The following is a 17991-nucleotide window of genomic DNA, read 5'->3' as shown; positions in this document are numbered from 1 at the left end:
CGGACTTGGCCCCCTGACTTGGAGCCCCCTGACTTGGCGCCCCCTGACTTGGCGCCTTGGCGGGGGCGCTGCGTGACGCCAGGGCATATTCGGCGGACGGGTTTGAACTTCGCGTGGGGCGCCCCGTCTGCTTTCCGATTGCGCGCAACACTCGTTCGCCACAGGGGGACTGGAGGAGGTTTGCCTTGACCCTACGGCTATTGCGGCGGCTCGCCGCACTCATCCTCTGCGCGGCGCCGGTTCATGTTGCAGCGCAACCAGAAGCGGAGCCGTTCGCGGTGAGCGAGGTGGCCCCCGGCGTGTTTGTCCATCAGGCGCCCTATGCCCTGGCGCTGCCGCGCAATCTTGGCTTCGTGGGCAATGCCGGCTTCGTCGTCGGGCGCGACGGCGTGGCGGTGATCGACACCGGCGGCAGCCTTGAGGCGGGGGAGCAACTGAAGGCGGCGATCCGGCAGAAGACGGCGCTGCCGGTGCGCTATGTCATCAACACCCACATGCATCCCGATCATGTGCTCGGCAATGCCGCGTTTGTCGGCCCCGGCGTGACCTTCATCGGCCACAGGAACCTGCCGGAGGCGCTTGCCGCCCGCGCCGAGGCCTATGTGTCCGCCACTGAGCGGCTGGTGGGGCCGGCGGCGGCGGGCACGCGGGTGGTGCTGCCCGACGAGACCGTGGGCGACACGCGCGACATCGACCTCGGCGACCGGGTGCTGCGTCTGGAAGCCTGGCCCACCGCCCACACCGCCACCGACCTCACCGTGCTCGACGTGTCCACCGGAACCTGGTTCCTCGGCGATCTCCTGTTCCTCGGCCATGTGCCGGCGCTGGATGGCAAGGCGGCAGGATGGATCGCGCTGATCGAGGAGCTGAAACGCCGCCCGGCTGCGCGCGCGGTGCCCGGCCACGGCCCGGCCTCGGTGGCGTGGCCGGCCGCGGTCGAGCCCACGGAGCGTTATCTCAAGCGGCTGGTGGCCGATGTGCGCGGCATGGTGCGGGAAGGGCGCACTCTCTCGCAGGCGGCGCGGGAGGCGGGGCAGAGCGAGGCGGGCAACTGGCAGCTGTTCGACGATTTCAACGCCCGCAACGCCACCACAACGTTCCATGAGATGGAGTGGGAATAATTGTTTCCCGGCGCCGGATGGCGGTTATTGCAGTGCAATAACTACGTATGCTTACTTCGCAGGTGCAGAACAAAACTCCGGTGGCGGCAGACATTTGGCGTATTGCGTCCGGAGAGAACATTGCTTACGTTCCTCACAGCTTCGGCTTCAACAACTCCGTGCGGGGAACGCGGGGTTGGTTCGCAGGCCTGCGGGACGCCAGTCACCGCATGGCTTCATGGCATCACGCCGGTCGTGACACGCTGCCGAAGTAGATGGAGTCCCCCAAGGCGAAAACAACGCGCTCAGTGCGTTACCCGATCCACGTGTGTGGAGGCGGGCGCGCATCCATCGGAGGAAGCCCGGATGAGACGTCTTTTGGTACTGACCGCCGCGGCGGTGGTCACGGCATTTGCCGGCGCGCCAGCCCGCGCCAATGATAGTGTTCTGAAACTCACCCAAGATCCCAACCAGTGGGCGCTCCAGACCGGGGATTACGCTAACACGCGTTATTCCAAGCTGAAGCAGATCACCGCCGACAACGTGGGCAAGCTCCAGGTGTCCTGGACCTTCTCCACGGGCGTGCTGCGCGGCCATGAAGGCTCGCCGCTCGTGGTGGGCGACGTCATGTATGTGCACACGCCCTTCCCGAACATCGTCTATGCGCTCGATCTGAAGAACGAGGGCAAGATCATCTGGAAGTACGAGCCGAAGCAGGATCCCAACGTGATCCCGGTGATGTGCTGCGACACGGTCAATCGCGGCCTCGCCTATGCCGACGGCAAGGTGTTCCTGCACCAGGCCGACACCAAGGTGGTGGCCCTCGACGCCCAGAACGGCAAGGTGCTGTGGTCGGCGCAGAATGGTGATCCCAAGAAGGGCGAAACCAACACCGCCACCGTCATCCCGGTGAAGGACAAGCTGCTCGTCGGCATCTCCGGCGGCGAATTCGGCGTGCGCTGTCACATGACGGCGTATGATCTCAAGACTGGAAAGCAGATCTGGCGCGCCTATTCCATCGGCCCCGACAGTGACATCCTCGTCGATCCGGAGAAGACCACCGAGCTGGGCAAGCCCGTCGGCAAGGATTCTTCTTTGAAGACCTGGCAGGGCGACCAGTGGAAGACCGGCGGCGGCTGCACCTGGGGCTGGTATTCGTTCGATCCCCAGACCAACCTCGTCTATTACGGCTCGGGTAATCCCTCCACCTGGAACCCCAAGCAGCGTCCCGGCGACAACAAGTGGTCCATGACCGTGTTCGCCCGCGATGCTGACACGGGCGTCGCCAAGTGGGTCTACCAGATGACCCCCCACGACGAGTGGGATTATGACGGCGTCAACGAGATGATCCTGGTCGATCAGAAGATCGACGGCAAGGATCGCTCGCTCCTCGTTCATTTCGACCGCAACGGCTTCGGCTACACGCTGGACCGCAAGACCGGCGATCTGCTGGTGGCCGAGAAGTACGACCCCGCCGTGAACTGGGCCACGAAGGTGGACATGGACCGCAACAGCCCGACCTTCGGTCGGCCGATGGTCGTTGCCCGCTACTCCACCGAGCACGGCGGCGAGGATGTCAACACCACCGGCATCTGCCCGGCGGCGCTTGGCACCAAGGACCAGCAGCCCGCGGCCTTCTCGCCGGACACCGGCCTGTTCTACGTGCCCACCAACCACGTGTGCATGGACTACGAGCCGTTCCGCGTGAGCTACACCCCCGGCCAGCCTTTCGTGGGCGCCACGCTCTCCATGTTCCCGGCGCCGAACAGCCACGGCGGCATGGGCAACTTCATCGCGTGGGATGCCCGCCAGGGCAAGATCGTGTGGTCCAACAAGGAGCAGTTCTCCGTGTGGTCCGGCGCGCTCGCCACCGCTGGCGGCGTGGTCTTCTACGGCACCCTCGAGGGCTACCTGAAGGCCGTTGACGCCAAGACGGGCAAGGAACTCTACAAGTTCAAGACCCCGTCCGGCATCATCGGCAACGTGATGACCTACACCCACCAGGGCAAGCAGTATGTGGCCGTGCTCTCGGGCGTCGGCGGCTGGGCCGGCATCGGCCTCGCGGCCGGCCTCAACGACCCCAACGCCGGCCTCGGCGCTGTGGGCGGCTATGCGGCCCTGAGCAACTACACCGCTCTCGGCGGACAGCTCACGGTGTTCGCCATCCCGTGATCGGACGGATGGCCTGACCCGCGAGCGACGCGTTCCGGAGACACCGTCTCCGGCGCGTTTCCGGACAGGCCGGCACGCCCCCTGACACCAGGCGGCGTGCCGGCCCCGAAATCGGCACCGCACCCAAGGTTGGACCCCAGTCGGACGCGGGAGCGTGCCGCTGCATCCGTCCGCGCGTGCCTTGGAGCCTTTGCCTTGAAGCGCACGAGACGGACCCCGCCGCGGCGGTACCGGCTCCAGCCCTTCGTCTGCCCTTTTGGAGAGATCGTGTGGTTTCAACAGTCAATCTGAAGCGCGCCGGCGTTTTCTTCTTCGCGGCGTTCAGCTTTCAAGTGGTCGGCGCCAGCCTGCCCGCGTTCGCGGAAACCACCCCTCCGGGTGACCCGAAGGCGGTGAAGGACGAGGACGGCAAGTATTTCGACGCGTCCGGCGCGCCCACCTACAACATCAAGCCGGACGGCACGGTGGATTGGTTCACCTATTCCGGCTACCGGCGCTATCACGCCGAATGCCATGTGTGCCATGGCCCGGACGGCATGGGATCCACCTATGCGCCGGCCCTGATCGATTCGGTCAAGGTCATGAACTTCGACCAGTTCAGTGAAGTGGTGGTGGGTGGCCGGCAGAATGTCGGCGGCGGCAACGACAAGGTCATGCCGTCCTTCGGCCTGAACAAGAACGTGATGTGCTACCTGGACGACATCTACGTCTACCTGCGCGCCCGTTCGAATGATGCACTGGGCCGCGTGCGTCCCGCCAAGCGGGACGACAAGACGCAGGGAACCACCGATGCGGAAAAAGCCTGCCTCGGCGAGTAAAAGGTCTCCGGCGACCAAGGAGCGTTTCGCCGCGCTCCTCGCCTCCTTCGCCACCGCTGCGCTGGCCGCGATTCTGCTGCTGAGCGCCTCGGGGGCGCGCGGCCAGCAGATCCCCGACCAGGTGTCGGCGGACGCGCTGCGGGTCTGCGCCGATCCGGCGAACATGCCCTATTCCAACATGACGGGAGAAGGCTTCGAGAACCAGATCGCCGCCATCGTGGCCGACGAACTCAAGGTTCCGGTGCGCAATTATTTCATGCCGCAGGGGCCCGGCTTCGTGCGCAACACCCTCGGCCGGCGCCTGTGCGACGTGGTCATCGGCTATGCCGCCGGGGCTGATCCGGTGCTGCACACCAATCCCTATTACCAGTCGGTCTATGTGCTGGTGGTGAAGGCCGGCGGTCCCTTCGACGGGGTCGAGCAGCTTGCCGATCCGCGCCTCAAGGAGGCCCGGCTCGGCGTCATGGCGGCGACCCCGCCGGCGGATCACCTGCTGGAATATGGCCTGCTTCCCAAGGCGCGCACCTATTCGCTGCTGGTGGACCGCCGTTTCGCCTCGCCCGCCGAGGATATGCTGGCGGACCTCGCCAAGGGCGAGATCGACGGCGCGCTGCTGTGGGGACCTACAGCCGGCGCTTTCGCCGCGTCTTCGCCGACGAAGCTCAAGGTGGTGCCGCTGCTGAAGGAAGCCGAGCGGCCGGCCATGACCTATCGCATCACCATGGGCGTGCGGCCCACCGACCATGCCTGGAAGCAGACGCTGAACACCGTGCTGCGCAAGCGCGCCGCGGATATCGAGAAGGTGCTGCTCGCCGCCCACGTGCCTCTCGTCGACGAGGACGGCGCCCTCATCACCGCCGCAGCGCCCGCCGGGGACACGAGGATCGGCCAGTGACGACCGGGCGCGCGCCGACCGCTGCCCCCGGCCGGGCCGGGGGGCTGGCGCGTGCCGCTTTCGCCGCACTCTGCCTCGCGGCGGCCCTGTCCTGTTTCATCGCCCGTGCCGTTGCCGATGAGGCGCCGCCGGAGCCGACCGGCTATCGCCTCGACGCCTATCGCGCGCCGACCCCGGCCACCCTTGCCGGCGCCAAGGTTCTGGACACCCAGGGCGCCGCCGCGCTTTGGCGCGCGGGAACCGCCGTCTTCGTCGACGTGCTGCCGCGCCCGCCCCGGCCCGCCGCCCTGCCCGAGGGCACGGTGTGGCGCGATGCGCCCCATGACAGCATTCCCGGCGCCTTGTGGCTGCCGAACGTGGGCTTTGGCGCCCTCAATTCCGATACCGAGGCCTATTTCCGCGCCGGGCTGGAAGCCGCCAGTCGCGGCGATGTGAATGCAACCCTCGTCATCTTCTGCCAGCGTCAGTGCTGGATGTCGTGGAACGCGGCGAAGCGGGCGTTGGAAGGCGGCTATCGCAACGTCGCCTGGTTTCCCGAAGGCGTCGACGGCTGGTCCGATGCCGGCCTGCCGCTCGCCCCCGCCCAACCGCGGCCCTGACGCCAACAAATCCGGTCTGGCCGATCCGGCACAAGGAGGAACCGCCATGATGCGCCGCTCGCCATTCCGCACCGCCGGCCGGGCGGGCCTGCTCGCGCTGGCTCTGGGCGCGCCGGCCGTGGGCGTCGTCCCAGCCGCCGCCCTGGCGGCCGATCCGGCCCCGCGGCCCAGCCTGGAGCTGGACCAGGAGGCCACCAAGGAGGCCACCTGGTCCTCCATCCGGCCCGATCTCTTTCCGGGCAAGTCCATCGCCGAGGCCGGCGCCATCGTGCAGCTCGACGCGCCGGGCCGGGCGGAGGATGCGGCCCTCGTGCCCATCACCATTCAGCTGGCCGTGCCGGCGGGCGATCCGCGCACGCTGAAGGCGGTCACTTTGGTGGTGGACGAGAACCCCGCGCCCATGGCCGGCCGCTTCACCCTGGCCGAGGGCACGCGGAATTTTGCCCTGTCGCTGCGGGTGCGGGTGAATTCCTATTCCTTCGTGCGCGCGGTGGCGGAGACCAGCGACGGCGCGCTGCTGATGACCAAGGCCTATGTGAAGGCGGCGGGCGGCTGTTCTGCCCCCGCCACCAAGGACACGGCGGACTCCATCGCCCATGTGGGCGAGATGCGATTCCGCTCCTTCGCCGCCACTGGCCGGCCGGAAGCCCAGGTGCAGATCCGCCACCCCAATTTCTCGGGCCTCCAGATCGATCAGGAGACTCGCGGCTATACCCCGGCCTGGTTCGTGCGCGAGGTGGAGGTGAAGCAGGGCGAGAAGCTGATCTTCGCCATGGAAGGCGGCATCTCCATCAGCGAGGACCCCACCTTCCGCTTCAGCTACACGCCCTCATCGGACCAGGTGAGCGTCCGCGCCGAGGACACGGAAGGCAAGGTCTTCACCCGCACGTTTCCGGGCGGCGGCAGCTGAGGGGGGCTGTCTTCCCACCCTCACCGCGCGGTCTGGCGGGGCGGGCGGTAGGCGGACTGGTCGATGCCGTGGCGGCGCAGCTTGTCGTAGAAGGTCTTGCGCGGAATGCCGAGGGCCGCAACGGTGGCCTGGATATCGCCCTGGCTGGCTGCCAGCGCGGCGCGGATTTCGCCGGCCTCGAAACGGTCCACCCGCTCCGGCAATGTCCCATCCGTGGGCTCGGCCCGTGCGCCGGGGTCGTCCCTGAGGTCATCCACCAGCCCCAGCGCCACCCGCTCGGCATAATGCACCAGCTCGCGCACATTGCCCGGCCACTCGTGCTCGGCGAGGTGCTTGCGCACGGCGGCGTCCAGCTCCGGCGGCGGCCGTTTGAAGCGGTCCGCCGCGCGGGCGAGGAAATGGCCGAACAGCAACGGTACGTCCGCCCGCCGCTCGCGCAGCGCGGGAATCCGCACACCGGCCACGTGCAGTCGATAATAGAGATCCTCGCGGAAGGCGCCCTGCCGCACCAGCGCCGGCAGGTCCACCTTGGAGGCGGCCACCACGCGGATGTCCACGCGTCGCGTGTCGTTGGTGCCGAGTGGCGCGATCTCGCGGGCTTCCAGCACCCGCAGCAGCTTCACCTGCAAAGCTGGCGACATGGCCTCGATCTCGTCGAGGAAGAGGGTGCCGCCATTGGCGTGCTCGATGCGCCCCACCCGCTTCTTGAGCGCGCCGGTGAAGGCGCCGGCCTCGTAGCCGAACAATTCGCTCTCGATGACGGTTTCCGGCAGCGCGCCGCAATTGACCGCCACGAACGGCCGTGAGGCGCGGCGGCTCCAGCGATGGAGCGCATTCGCCACCACCTCCTTGCCGGAGCCGGTCTCGCCCTCCACCAGCACGTCCACGTCGGCGTCGGCGATCTGGCGCAGCATCTGGCGCATGCGCGCCATCACCGGGGTGGCGCCCAAAAGGGGCATGTCCTCGCTGGCGGTCTCCACCGCGCGCTTCAGCTCGCGATTTTCCAGCACCAGGCGCCGCCGGTCGAGGGCATGGCGGACGCTGGTGAGGAGCCGGTCGTTGGCATAGGGCTTGGCGAGGAAGTCGTAGGCGCCCTCGCGCATGGCATCCACCGCCATGGCGATGTCGCCGTGACCGGTGATGAGGATGACCGGCAGGTCCGGATCGATGCGCCTGAGGCGCCGGAACAGTTCCAGCCCGTCGATGCCCGGCATGCGCACGTCGCTGACCACCACGCCGGGAAAATCGGCGCCGATCTCCTCCAGCGCGGCCAGGGCCGAGCCATAGCCGGCGGCGGTGAGGCCGGCGAGCATCAGCGCTTGCACATTGGCGGCGCGCAGCAGGTCGTCGTCATCGATGAACGCGACATCGCTCATGAGATTGCCCCGGAGGCCCTGGGTAGTGTGATGGTGAAGACGGCGCCGTCCGCATTGGCCACGGCCAGCGTGCCGCCCGATTCGGAAATGATGTCCTTGGAGATCACGAGCCCCAGCCCCAGCCCCTGGGGCTTGGTGGTGGTGAAGGGCAGGAACAGCGCCCCCAGCACTTCCGGCGGCAGGCCGGGGCCGTTGTCGGCCACCGTGATCACCACCTTGTCCGCGCCCGTGGCGGAGGCGATGCGGATCTCGCCGTCGCGGCGGGTTTCGAGGGCCTCGGCGGCGTTCTGGATGAGGTTGACAAACACCTGCTCCAGCCGCACCCGGTCACCCGTCACCTGCGCGGCGGGGTCGTCGAGGTCGACCTTCAGGGTGATGTTGTTCTGCAGCAGCCGATAGCGCAGCAGCAGCAGCGCGCCGTCTACGACGGTGCCCAGCCCCACCGGCTCGAGCCGCGCGGCGGACTTGCGGGCAAACGCGCGCAATTCCCCGGTGATGGCGCCGATGCGCTCGGTGAGCGTGGCGATGGTTCGCAGGTTCTCCACCGCAGGTTCCGTCTGGCCCTGCGCCAGGAAGGCCCGGGAATTCTCGGCGAAGGTGCGGATGGCCGCCACCGGCTGGTTCACCTCATGGGCGACGCCGGCGGCGATCTGGCCCAGCACCGCGAGCTTGGACGCCTGCACCAGCTCGTCCTGGAGGGCGTCGATGGCGAGGCGGGCGCGCCGGCGCTCCTCCATCTCGGTGCGCAGCTGGGCGTTGGCGGCGCTCAGCTCGGCGGTGCGGTCGGCAACCCGCGCTTCCAACTCGCGCCGGGCCTCGGCCTCCTGCGCCTCGGCGCGGGCGCGGCGGCGGCGGCGGGTGCGCCACAATCCCGCTGAGCCGATGGCGACCACCCCAAGCAGGGCGGCGGAAGTGCGCGCCGCGGTGGCGGCAAGGTTGGTGGTGGCGGCGGTGGGCGCGAGCACCGACAAGGTCCAGTCGGTGGTGGGCACGGGCAGGGAGGATTCGAGGAAATCCTCCCGCTTGGCCTGGCCGGGTAGCCGCACCCGCTTCACCGCCGGATCGGCGGCGGTGGGGGCGAGGTCGAGGAGGTCGAGGGGCGCATCGCCGAACTGGAGGCTCTCGCGGATGGCCTCGCGCTCCGTTGGGTCGAGGGGTTGGGTGGTGCGGAAGCGGAAGCCGGGCACGCTGGAGATGAGCACGATGTGGCGGGCATCGGTGACGAAGGTGGGCTCGGCGAAACGCCGCCACTCGTCCTCCAGCGCGTCGAACTCGGCCTTAAGCACCAGCACGCCGATGGGCACGCCGTCCGCCTCCACCCTTTGGGCGAGATAAAGGCCGGGGCGGTGGCTGACGGTGCCGAAGGCGAAATGCTCGGCCCGGCCCTGCGCCAAGGCGAGACGGAAATAGGGGCGGAAGCCGTAGTCGCTGTTCAGGAAGCTTTCGGGAGTGCGGTAGTTGCTCGCCACGATGGTGTGGCCATCGGCGTCGATGAGATAGATGACGCCGGTGCGGGTGCCCGCCGCCAGTTGCTCGAACCGTTTGTTGAGGGCGTCGATGCGCGCCGTGTTGCCGGTCTCCAGCGCCCGGCGCACGTCGGGGTCCTGGGCCAAAGCGAGAGGCAGGGAGCGCTGCTTTTCGATCTCGGAGCGCAGCACCGCCACGCGCAGGGCGGCGGCGGTGGCCGCGCTCGCCTCCACCTGGGCCAGGGCCCAGCGCCGGGCGGCATAGTCCGCCACCCGGTCGAGCCCCAGCAGGGTGAGCGCGATGGCCGCCCCCACGCCCGCTGCCACGAGGATGGGTCGCCGACGGGTTGCCGGTCGACCCTCGCTAAGGGACGCGTCCACTCCCGATCCCGATCTCAAACTGTGCGATTTTCCGCACGTGGTTGAGAGTGAGAGTGCATCCATCCGCACGCGGAGTCGAGCGCTATTCCGGAGCTTCCAGAAATTTGTGTTCGTTTCCAAAGCTCTAACAAAGATACGCGTGTGACGCGGGACTGGCATGCAGCTTGCGCAAGAGGGGGCGTGCCCGGCGCGCCGCGCCGTCCCGTCAATGAAGCATCCGGCGTCCGCAGTGCCCATCGCAAGAGGCACCCCGGCGCCGGCGGAGGAACTCTCCAATGGCCCATGCAATTCCCGCCGTGGCGCTGTCGGCGCATCCGCGCAAATTCTACCACCACCTGTATTTCCAGGTCATCATCGCCATCATCGCCGGCATCCTGCTCGGCCATTTCTACCCGGATGTGGGCGCCAGCCTGAAGCCGCTGGGCGACGCCTTCATCAAGCTGGTGAAGATGGTCATCGCCCCGGTCATCTTCCTCACCGTGGTCACCGGCATCGCCGGCATGCGCGACCTTGCCAAGGTCGGGCGCGTGGCCGGCAAGGCCATGATTTACTTCATCACCTTCTCCACCCTGGCGCTGCTCATCGGCCTCGTGGTGGCGAACGTGGTGCAGCCCGGCTCGGGCCTCAACATCGATCCCAAGTCGCTGGACCCCAAGGCAGTGGCCGGCTATGCGGCGCAGGCCCATGACTCGACCATCATCGGCTTCCTGATGAACATCATCCCGACGACGCCCATCTCGGCGCTCGCCTCGGGCGACATCCTGCAGGTGCTGTTCTTCGCCGTGCTGTTCGGCATCGCTTTGGGCGGCGTCGGCGATGCCGGCGAGCCGGTGATGAAGATCCTGAACTCGGCGTCGGCGGCCATGTTCCGCCTGGTGGCGATCCTGATGAAGGCGGCCCCCATCGGCGCCTTCGGCGCCATGGCCTTCACCATCGGCAAATACGGCATCGGATCGGTGGCGAACCTCGCCATGCTGATCGTCACCTTCTACATCACCGCCGCCCTGTTCATCTTCGTGGTGCTGGGCCTGGTGGCGCGCTACAACGGCTTCTCCCTGTGGAAGCTGCTGAAGTATATCCGCGAGGAACTGCTCCTCGTGCTCGGCACCTCGTCGTCGGAAGCCGCCCTGCCGGGCCTGATGCTGAAGATGGAGCGCGCCGGCTGCGCCAAGTCGGTGGTGGGCCTGGTGATCCCCACGGGCTACTCGTTCAACCTCGACGGCACCAACATCTACATGACGCTGGCGGCCCTGTTCATCGCCCAGGCCACCGGCATCCACCTGTCGTTCGAGGAACAGATCCTGCTGCTTCTGGTGGCCATGCTCTCGTCCAAGGGCGCGGCGGGCATCACCGGCGCCGGCTTCATCACCCTCGCTGCCACGCTCTCGGTGGTGCCGAGCGTGCCGGTGGCGGGCCTCGCCCTCATCCTCGGCATCGACCGCTTCATGTCCGAGTGCCGGGCCATCACCAACTTCATCGGCAATGCGGTGGCCACCATCGTGGTCGCCCGCTGGGAAGGCGAGCTGAACAAGGACCAGCTCAACCGCGCCCTCAACGGCGAGCATTTCTCCCTTGAGGACGAGCTGGAGACCACCGGCGCCCCGGCCATCGCGGCCGAGTGAGCAGGGCCTGACGACATCCGGCGGGCTCCGCCTCTCCCCGGAGAGGCGGGCGGTGGCTCGCCGGACCGGGACCGCAAGGTCCGCTACCGCCTCCCCCAGGGGAGGCGGTTTCTTTGAGGGCGGCACGGCGCCGCCTTGACGGCCTGCCGGTACCGATGACATCGAAGGCTCCGACAGAACGGGGCCGCACGCCATGACGGAGCAGAGTGCGCCACGCGCGCAGGAGACGGGCGTGCAGGAGACGGGCGCACACGGGACAAGTGCCCCCCCGGGCTCGACCGGCGAAGTGTTCGGCGCCTTCCTCAAGCTCGGCCTCACCTCGTTCGGCGGCCCCGTCGCCCATCTCGGCTATTTCCGCGACGAGCTGGTGTTGCGCCGGCGCTGGATGGACGACGCCGCCTATGGCGATCTCGTCGCCCTGTGCCAGTTCCTGCCCGGCCCCGCCTCCAGCCAGCTCGGCTTCGCGCTGGGCCTGTTGCGCGGCGGCGGACTGCTCGGCGGGCTCGCCGCCTGGGCTGGCTTCACCCTGCCCTCGGCAATTGTATTGACGGCCTGCGCCCTGGGCGCGGCGAGCCTTGCCGGCACCGACGGCGTGCTGCATGGCCTCAAGCTGGTGGCCGTCGCCGTGGTGGCGCAGGCGGTGTGGGGGATGACCCGCACCCTGACGCCAGATCGCGCCCGCGCCGGCATTGCCCTCGCCGCCCTTGCGCTCGTGGTGTTCGCCGGCAGCGCATTGGGGCAGGTGGCGGCCATCGCGCTGGGCGCCCTCGCGGGGCTCGTCCTCTGCGCCGAGGCGGCCCCCGCGCGTGGGGATGTGCCGGGACCGGAGCCGGCCCTGGCGGTGCCGCTCTCGCGGCGCACGGGCGCACTCCTGCTGGGTCTGTTCGCGGCGCTTCTGGTGGTACCGCCGGTGGTCGCGGCAGCGACCGGCGTCCAGACCCTCGCCCTGTTCGATGCCTTCTACCGCTCTGGCGCGCTGGTGTTCGGCGGCGGCCACGTGGTGCTGCCTTTGCTCCAGGCCGAGGTGGTGGCGCCCGGCTGGGTTTCCGCTTCCACCTTCCTCGCCGGCTACGGCCTCGCCCAGGCGGTGCCCGGCCCGCTGTTCACCTTCGCCGCCTATCTCGGCGCGGCCATGGGCCCCGAACCCAACGGCATCGCCGGGGCGGCCATCGCGCTCGGCGCGATCTTCCTGCCGGGTCTGCTGCTGGTGACCGGCGTGCTGCCGTTCTGGGACCAGCTGAGGCGCCGCACTCGTGCCCAAGCCGCCATGCGCGGCGCTAATGCGGCGGTGGTGGGCCTCATCGGGGCGGCCCTCTACAGCCCCGTCTTCACCGGCGCCGTGTTCGACGCGCCGGACTTCGTGGCGGCGGTGGCCGGCTTCCTGCTGCTCACCGTGTGGCGGGTGCCGCCGCTGGCGGTGGTGGTGGTGCTTGCGGGGGCAGGAGTCTTCCTCGCCTGAGGGAACGTTCAGCGCCGGCGGCGTTGCCGCGCGCGCTGGTCCTCGAGCTTCAGGCGCACCGTGTCGAGGGCGCGGATGGTGTCTTCCAGCCGCTTGGCGATGGCGCGCCGCATCTTGGCGGTGGCATCTGGGAAGCGCTCCAGCATGGCGACGAAGGCCGTCCGGGGGATCTTCAGCAGCTGAACCTCGTCGGCGGCCACCGCCGTCACCGGGCGGGGCGTGGGCACGATGAGGGCGGTCTCGCCAATGAGGGTACCGGGACCGACCTCCTTCAGGAGGCGCGGCGCGTCCGCCTTGCGGTCATCCACGAGGCGGACGTGGCCGGAGGCGACCACATAGGCGCAGTCGGCGGTCTCGCCCATGCGGAACAGGGTTTCGCCCCGCGCCAGGGTCTCGGCCTGCGCGTCGCCCGCCAGCAGGCGCAGGGCCTCGCTGTTCAGCATGTCGAAGGTGGCGACTGACCGAAGCAGCGCGATGTCCCTCTCAATGCTCACCGAAGGGGTTTCCTCACGTGTTGGGGCCGCGGGATGTGCAACGCGCGCATCCCGACGGCTCAAGGCACCAGCTTGTAGCCACCGGCCTGGGTTGCGAGCAGTGTGGGGTTGGAGGGATCGGGCTCGATCTTCTGGCGCAGGCGGTAGATGTGGGTTTCCAGCGTATGGGTGGTGACCCCGGAATTATAGCCCCACACTTCCTGCAGCAGGGTCTCGCGCGGCACCGGCGTCTTCCCGGCGCGGTAGAGATAGCGCAGGATCGCCGTCTCCTTCTCGGTCAGGCGGATCTTGGAGCCACGATCTGTCAGCAGCAGCTTCGCGCCGGGCCGGAAGGAATAGGGGCCGATGGCGAACACCGCGTCCTCGCTCGCCTCGTGGGAGCGCATCTGCGCCCGCAGGCGCGCCAGCAGCACGGCGAAGCGGAACGGCTTGATGATATAGTCGTTGGCCCCGGCCTCGAGGCCCAGGATGGTGTCGCTGTCGGTGTCGTGCCCGGTGAGCATGAGAATGGGCGCCTTGAAGCCGGCGCGCCGCATCAGGCGCACCGCCTCGCGCCCGTCCATGTCGGGCAGGCCCACGTCCATGATGACGAGATCAATGGCACCGTTCTTCGCCAGTTCCATGGCGCCGGCGGCGGTCTCGGCGGGCACCGGTTCGAACTCGTCCTGGAGCGCGAGCTGTTCGATCAGGGCGTCGCGCAGCTCCGGGTCGTCTTCGACCACCAGGATTTTCCACGCATTGGGCATTCAATTCCTCCTGCGCCCTTGCAGGCGCGCGAATCGCGCAAGTAGAGCATGTCCATGGCTTGGCGCAAATTTCCATCCATGGACGAGCGTCGGGGGGTATTACACTACGTCATGATCGAGCGATATCCTGTGGGCATCTCCCGAATCAGGGTCAGGCGACGTCCGGGGCCCCCTCATCTCGGCATTTTGCACTACGGCGGCCTCACCCTTCCGGTGGCGCTCGGGCGCTCCGGGATCGCCTTCGACAAGCGCGAGGGCGACGGGCGAACCCCCGGCGGACATTGGCGGATCGTGCGTCTCCTCTACCGGCCCGACCACGGCCCGCGCCCGGTGACGCGCCTGCCTTGCCGGGCGCTGAAGCCCGGTGACGGCTGGTGTGATGACGCCGCCGACCGGCGCTACAACCAGCCCGTCGCCCTCCCCATGGGCGGCGCCCGAAACATCTCCCACGAGCGCATGTGGCGGGACGATGGGCTCTATGATCTGGTGCTGGTGCTCGACCACAACACCCGCCCGCGGGTGGCGGGGCGGGGTTCGGCGGTGTTCGTCCATCTGGCCCGTCCCGGCTTCCGGCCCACCGAGGGCTGCGTGGCCTTGAGGCGGGCCGACATGCTGCGGCTGCTGTCCCGGCTGTCCCGTGCGCCGCGGCTGCTGATCGAGCCGTGAGCGGGCAGCGGCGTCTCCGTTTTGAAATCTGCCGCTTTGACTGGGCACACCGGGAACCCTCTCCCGCGTGCGGGGGAGGGCAGGGTGGGGGCAGACCCGCTCCGCCAACCTGCCCCTGTGTTCTGCCCGGTGCCGTGCCCCCTCCCCACCCCTCCTCCGAACGCGGGAGAGGGAGCAGGCCTGCGCGCTTCTTTCAAACCGAGACACGGCGCCTGCCTGCACGCGCCTTTTCGGGGCGCCGGGCCGGGTGCTATATGAATCGTTCTAAAATGCGCGACCGCCCACCGGTGCCGCGCGCACACCCACAACGCCCGGGATGCCATGCCCTTCTCCTCGCCACGGAATGCGGACCTGTCGCCGCCGCGGGTCGGCCTGTTCTGTACCTGCCTCGTGGACATGATTCGGCCCTCCATCGGGTTCGCGGCGGCAAAGCTGCTGGAGGATGCCGGCTGCGACGTGGACGTGCCGGCGCAGACCTGCTGCGGCCAGCCCGCCTTCAATTCCGGCGACCGGGCCACCGCCCGCGCCCTGGCCGAGCAGGTGATCGCGGCGTTCGAGAATTTCGATTACGTAGTGGCGCCGTCCGGCTCCTGCGCCGGCATGATCAAGGCCCATTATCCCGAGCTGTTCGCCGGCGAGCCGGACTGGACGGGGCGCGTGGACCGCTTCTGCGCCAAGGTCCACGAGCTGGTGTCGTTCCTGGTGGACGTGCGCGGGGTGACGCGGGTGGAGGCGGCCTATGACGGCACCGTCACCTATCACGACAGCTGCTCCGGCCTGCGCGAACTGGGGGTGAAGGACCAGCCGCGCGCGCTGCTTGCCTCGGTGGAGGGGCTGACCCTCGCCGAGATGGCGGACGCCGACACCTGCTGCGGCTTCGGCGGCACCTTCTGCGTGAAATATCCCGATGTCTCCAACGCCATCGTGGAGAAGAAGACGGCCAACATCGCAGCCTCTGGGGCGGACACGCTTCTGGCGGGGGATCTGGGCTGCCTCATGAACATGGCCGGGAAGCTCCAGCGCCAGGGCCGCCCGGTGGTGGTGCGCCACGTGGCCGAGGTGCTCGCGGGCATGGGCGATGCCCCCGCCCTCGGCGAACCCGCTCCGGAGAAAACCCCATGAGCGTCGAGATCACCTCGCCCCGTTTCAAGGACAATGCGAAGCGCGCCCTGGCCGATGTGCCGCTGCAGGCGGCGCTGTCCAAGGTCGGGCCGGGCTTCATCGGCAAGCGGACGGCAGCGGCGGAAAAGCTGCCGGAGTTCGACGCCCTGCGCGACTCGGCGCGGGACATCAAGAACCACACGCTGGCCCACCTCGACCTCTATCTGGAGCGCTTCGAGGAGAAGGTGAAGGCGGCCGGCGGCCATGTGCATTTCGCGGTGGACGCGGCCGAGGCGCGGGACATCGTCACGAAGATCTGCCGCGACCTTGGCGCACGGACCGTGACCAAGGGCAAGAGCATGATCTCGGAAGAGATCGGCCTCAACGATCACCTGGAGAGCGCCGGCATCGAGCCCGTGGAGACGGATCTCGGCGAATATCTCATCCAGATCCGCGGCGAAGCGCCGTCCCACATCATCGCCCCCGCCATCCACCTCAACAAGGAGCAGGTGGAGGAGGACTTCCGCCGCGTCCATGCGCACCTCGCCCCCGAGCGCAACCTCTCCGAGCCCACGGCGCTGCTGGCCGAGGCGCGGGGCGAGCTGCGCCAGAAGTTCCTGGTGGCGGACGTGGGCATCACCGGTGCCAACTTCCTGGTGGCGGAGACCGGCACCTCCATCATCGTCACCAACGAGGGCAACGGCGACCTCACCCAGACCCTGCCCAAGGCGCACATCGTGCTGGCCTCGCTGGAAAAGCTGGTACCGACGCTGGAGGACGTGAGCCAGCTCCTGCGCGTGCTCGCCCGCTCGGCCACCGGGCAGGAGATGAGCGTCTACACCACCTTCTCCACCGGCCCGCGCCGCCCCGGCGATCCGGACGGGCCGGGGGAGTATCACGTGGTGATCCTCGACAACGGCCGCTCCGGCATGCTCGGGGGCCCGCTGAAGGAGATGCTGCGCTGCATCCGCTGCGGCGCCTGCATGAACCATTGTCCAGTCTACCATGCGGTGGGCGGGCATGCGTATGGCTGGGTCTATCCCGGTCCCATGGGATCGGTTCTGACCCCCGCCCTCATCGGCATCGAGAAGGGCGCCAACCTGCCCAACGCCTCCACCTTCTGCGGCCGCTGCGAAGAGGTGTGCCCGGTGCGCATCCCCCTGCCCAAGCTCATGCGGCATTGGCGGGAGAAGGAGTTCGAGCGGCACCTCACGCCGGCGCCCCAGCGCTACGGCCTTGCTGTGTGGGGTTTCTTCGCGCGGCGCGGCTGGCTGTACCGGCCGGCGACGGGCCTTGCCATGAAGCTGCTGTCCGTCCTCGGCCGCAAGAAAGGGCGCTTCGCTTCGTTGCCGCTCGCCGGTGGCTGGACCGGCCACCGCGATTTCCCGGCGCCCGAGGGCGGCACCTTCCAGGCCCAGTGGCGCGCCCAGAAGGCCGCGCGCAATACCCGGCACGCCAACAGGGACGCCCGCCCATGACCTCTTCCCGCGACACGGTCTTCGCCTCGGTCCGCCGCGCGCTGGGCGTCACCTCGCAGGAGGCGCCGCGCCGGCAGGAGGTGGACGGCCGGCTCGCCGGGCATCCGCGCGGCCTCGTGCCTGCCCGCGCCCAGCTTCCGGCGGCCGAGCGGCTCGCCCTCTTCAAGGACATGGTGGTGGCGGCTGCCGCCAGCATTGACCATCTGCCGAGCGCGGATGATGTGCCCGGCGCGGTCGCGGCCTATCTGCGCGGCCGTAACCTGCCGCCGACCATCCTGCGCGGCGGCGATGCCCGTCTGGCGTCGCTTCCATGGCACCGCGAGCCCAACCTCGACGTCTGGATCGGCGCCTCCGACGGGCGCCAGCTCGCGGGCCTGTCCCATGCCTTCGCTGGCGTGGCCGAATCGGGCACGCTGGTGATGCTTTCGGGCCCCGACAATCCCAGCACGCTGAACCTTCTGCCGGATCATCACCTGGTGGTGGTGGATGCGGCCGATGTGGCTGGCGACTACGAGAGCGTGTGGACGCGCCTGCGCGAGCAGTTCGGGCCGGGGGTGATGCCGCGCACGGTGAACTGGATCACCGGTCCGTCGCGTTCCGCCGACATCGAGCAGACGCTGCTGCTGGGTGCCCACGGCCCCCGCAGCCTACATGTTCTGCTGGTGGGTGGGCTGCTGGTGGGCGGGGCCTGACGCAAACGATCCTGGA

Annotated in this window: 16 protein-coding genes; 12 read left to right on the top strand and 4 right to left on the bottom strand. The window is 68.8% G+C overall.

Translation table 11 applies throughout. The features are described from left to right. The first annotated feature begins 185 nt into the window (after nt 1-185). The 6 genes from FBQ73_RS17130 (at nt 186) to FBQ73_RS17105 (ending at nt 6494) form a co-directional block, all read left to right on the top strand. Nucleotides 186-1121 (top strand): quinoprotein relay system zinc metallohydrolase 2, encoded by a 936-nt coding sequence (locus tag FBQ73_RS17130; RefSeq protein ID WP_138400701.1) that lies wholly within the window; start codon nt 186-188, stop codon nt 1119-1121. Between the two features lie 345 nt (nt 1122-1466). Beyond that, nucleotides 1467-3272 carry a lanthanide-dependent methanol dehydrogenase XoxF5 gene (gene xoxF5 / locus FBQ73_RS17125; RefSeq protein ID WP_138400700.1) on the top strand — a complete coding sequence of 602 codons (1806 nt, stop codon included), beginning with the start codon at nt 1467-1469 and terminating at the stop codon, nt 3270-3272. A 347-nt stretch (nt 3273-3619) separates the two neighbouring features. Then, the gene (locus tag FBQ73_RS17120; protein ID WP_170218954.1) at nt 3620-4090 is read left to right on the top strand and encodes a c-type cytochrome, methanol metabolism-related; all 471 of its coding nucleotides are present in this window, start codon (nt 3620-3622) and stop codon (nt 4088-4090) included. Then, nucleotides 4062-4985, top strand: a complete 924-nt coding sequence (locus FBQ73_RS17115) for a substrate-binding domain-containing protein (protein ID WP_138400698.1) — start codon at nt 4062-4064, stop codon at nt 4983-4985. The genes FBQ73_RS17120 and FBQ73_RS17115 overlap by 29 nt, the downstream gene beginning before the upstream one ends. After that, nucleotides 4982-5584: a PQQ-dependent catabolism-associated CXXCW motif protein gene (locus FBQ73_RS17110; RefSeq protein WP_210236803.1), complete on the top strand. Its 603-nt coding sequence runs from the start codon at nt 4982-4984 to the stop codon at nt 5582-5584. The genes FBQ73_RS17115 and FBQ73_RS17110 overlap by 4 nt, the downstream gene beginning before the upstream one ends. A gap of 46 nt (nt 5585-5630) precedes the next feature. Further along, nucleotides 5631-6494, top strand: coding sequence for a quinoprotein dehydrogenase-associated SoxYZ-like carrier (locus FBQ73_RS17105; protein ID WP_138400697.1), 864 nt, complete (start codon nt 5631-5633; stop codon nt 6492-6494). 20 nt (nt 6495-6514) lie between these two features. Here FBQ73_RS17105 and FBQ73_RS17100 read toward each other — a convergent pair whose 3' ends face one another. Then, complete coding sequence (locus FBQ73_RS17100; RefSeq protein ID WP_138400696.1) at nt 6515-7870, bottom strand: sigma-54-dependent transcriptional regulator; 1356 nt, start codon at nt 7868-7870, stop codon at nt 6515-6517. Then, nucleotides 7867-9717 carry a sensor histidine kinase gene (locus tag FBQ73_RS17095; protein ID WP_138400695.1) on the bottom strand — a complete coding sequence of 617 codons (1851 nt, stop codon included), beginning with the start codon at nt 9715-9717 and terminating at the stop codon, nt 7867-7869. Before FBQ73_RS17095 ends, FBQ73_RS17100 begins: the two co-directional genes overlap by 4 nt. Before the next feature lie 275 nt (nt 9718-9992). Here FBQ73_RS17095 and FBQ73_RS17090 point away from each other — a divergent pair, with 275 nt between their 5' ends. Continuing rightward, nucleotides 9993-11339 carry a dicarboxylate/amino acid:cation symporter gene (locus FBQ73_RS17090; protein ID WP_138400694.1) on the top strand — a complete coding sequence of 449 codons (1347 nt, stop codon included), beginning with the start codon at nt 9993-9995 and terminating at the stop codon, nt 11337-11339. 193 nt (nt 11340-11532) lie between these two features. Then, nucleotides 11533-12798 carry a chromate efflux transporter gene (chrA, locus tag FBQ73_RS17085; RefSeq protein ID WP_246089749.1) on the top strand — a complete coding sequence of 422 codons (1266 nt, stop codon included), beginning with the start codon at nt 11533-11535 and terminating at the stop codon, nt 12796-12798. 8 nt (nt 12799-12806) lie between these two features. Here chrA and FBQ73_RS17080 read toward each other — a convergent pair whose 3' ends face one another. After that, nucleotides 12807-13292: a cyclic nucleotide-binding domain-containing protein gene (locus FBQ73_RS17080; RefSeq protein ID WP_138400693.1), complete on the bottom strand. Its 486-nt coding sequence runs from the start codon at nt 13290-13292 to the stop codon at nt 12807-12809. A 59-nt stretch (nt 13293-13351) separates the two neighbouring features. After that, complete coding sequence (locus tag FBQ73_RS17075) at nt 13352-14038, bottom strand: response regulator transcription factor (protein ID WP_138400692.1); 687 nt, start codon at nt 14036-14038, stop codon at nt 13352-13354. Between the two features lie 111 nt (nt 14039-14149). On the opposite strand from FBQ73_RS17075, the gene FBQ73_RS17070 reads away from it, so the two are divergent. From FBQ73_RS17070 to FBQ73_RS17055, 4 genes are all read left to right on the top strand, one after another. Continuing rightward, on the top strand, nt 14150-14704 hold the full coding sequence (locus tag FBQ73_RS17070) for a L,D-transpeptidase family protein (protein WP_170218952.1): 555 nt from the start codon (nt 14150-14152) through the stop codon (nt 14702-14704). A 321-nt stretch (nt 14705-15025) separates the two neighbouring features. Then, the gene (locus FBQ73_RS17065) at nt 15026-15826 is read left to right on the top strand and encodes a (Fe-S)-binding protein (RefSeq protein WP_138400691.1); all 801 of its coding nucleotides are present in this window, start codon (nt 15026-15028) and stop codon (nt 15824-15826) included. Continuing rightward, nucleotides 15823-17283 carry a lactate utilization protein B gene (locus FBQ73_RS17060; protein WP_138400690.1) on the top strand — a complete coding sequence of 487 codons (1461 nt, stop codon included), beginning with the start codon at nt 15823-15825 and terminating at the stop codon, nt 17281-17283. The genes FBQ73_RS17065 and FBQ73_RS17060 overlap by 4 nt, the downstream gene beginning before the upstream one ends. After that, complete coding sequence (locus tag FBQ73_RS17055) at nt 17280-17975, top strand: LutC/YkgG family protein (protein ID WP_138400689.1); 696 nt, start codon at nt 17280-17282, stop codon at nt 17973-17975. Before FBQ73_RS17060 ends, FBQ73_RS17055 begins: the two co-directional genes overlap by 4 nt. Nucleotides 17976-17991: the final 16 nt, after the last annotated feature.

It is taken from the genome of Xanthobacter autotrophicus, from assembly GCF_005871085.1.
Lineage (GTDB): Bacteria > Pseudomonadota > Alphaproteobacteria > Rhizobiales > Xanthobacteraceae > Xanthobacter > Xanthobacter autotrophicus.
This window is presented reverse-complemented; position numbering and strand designations above follow the sequence as displayed.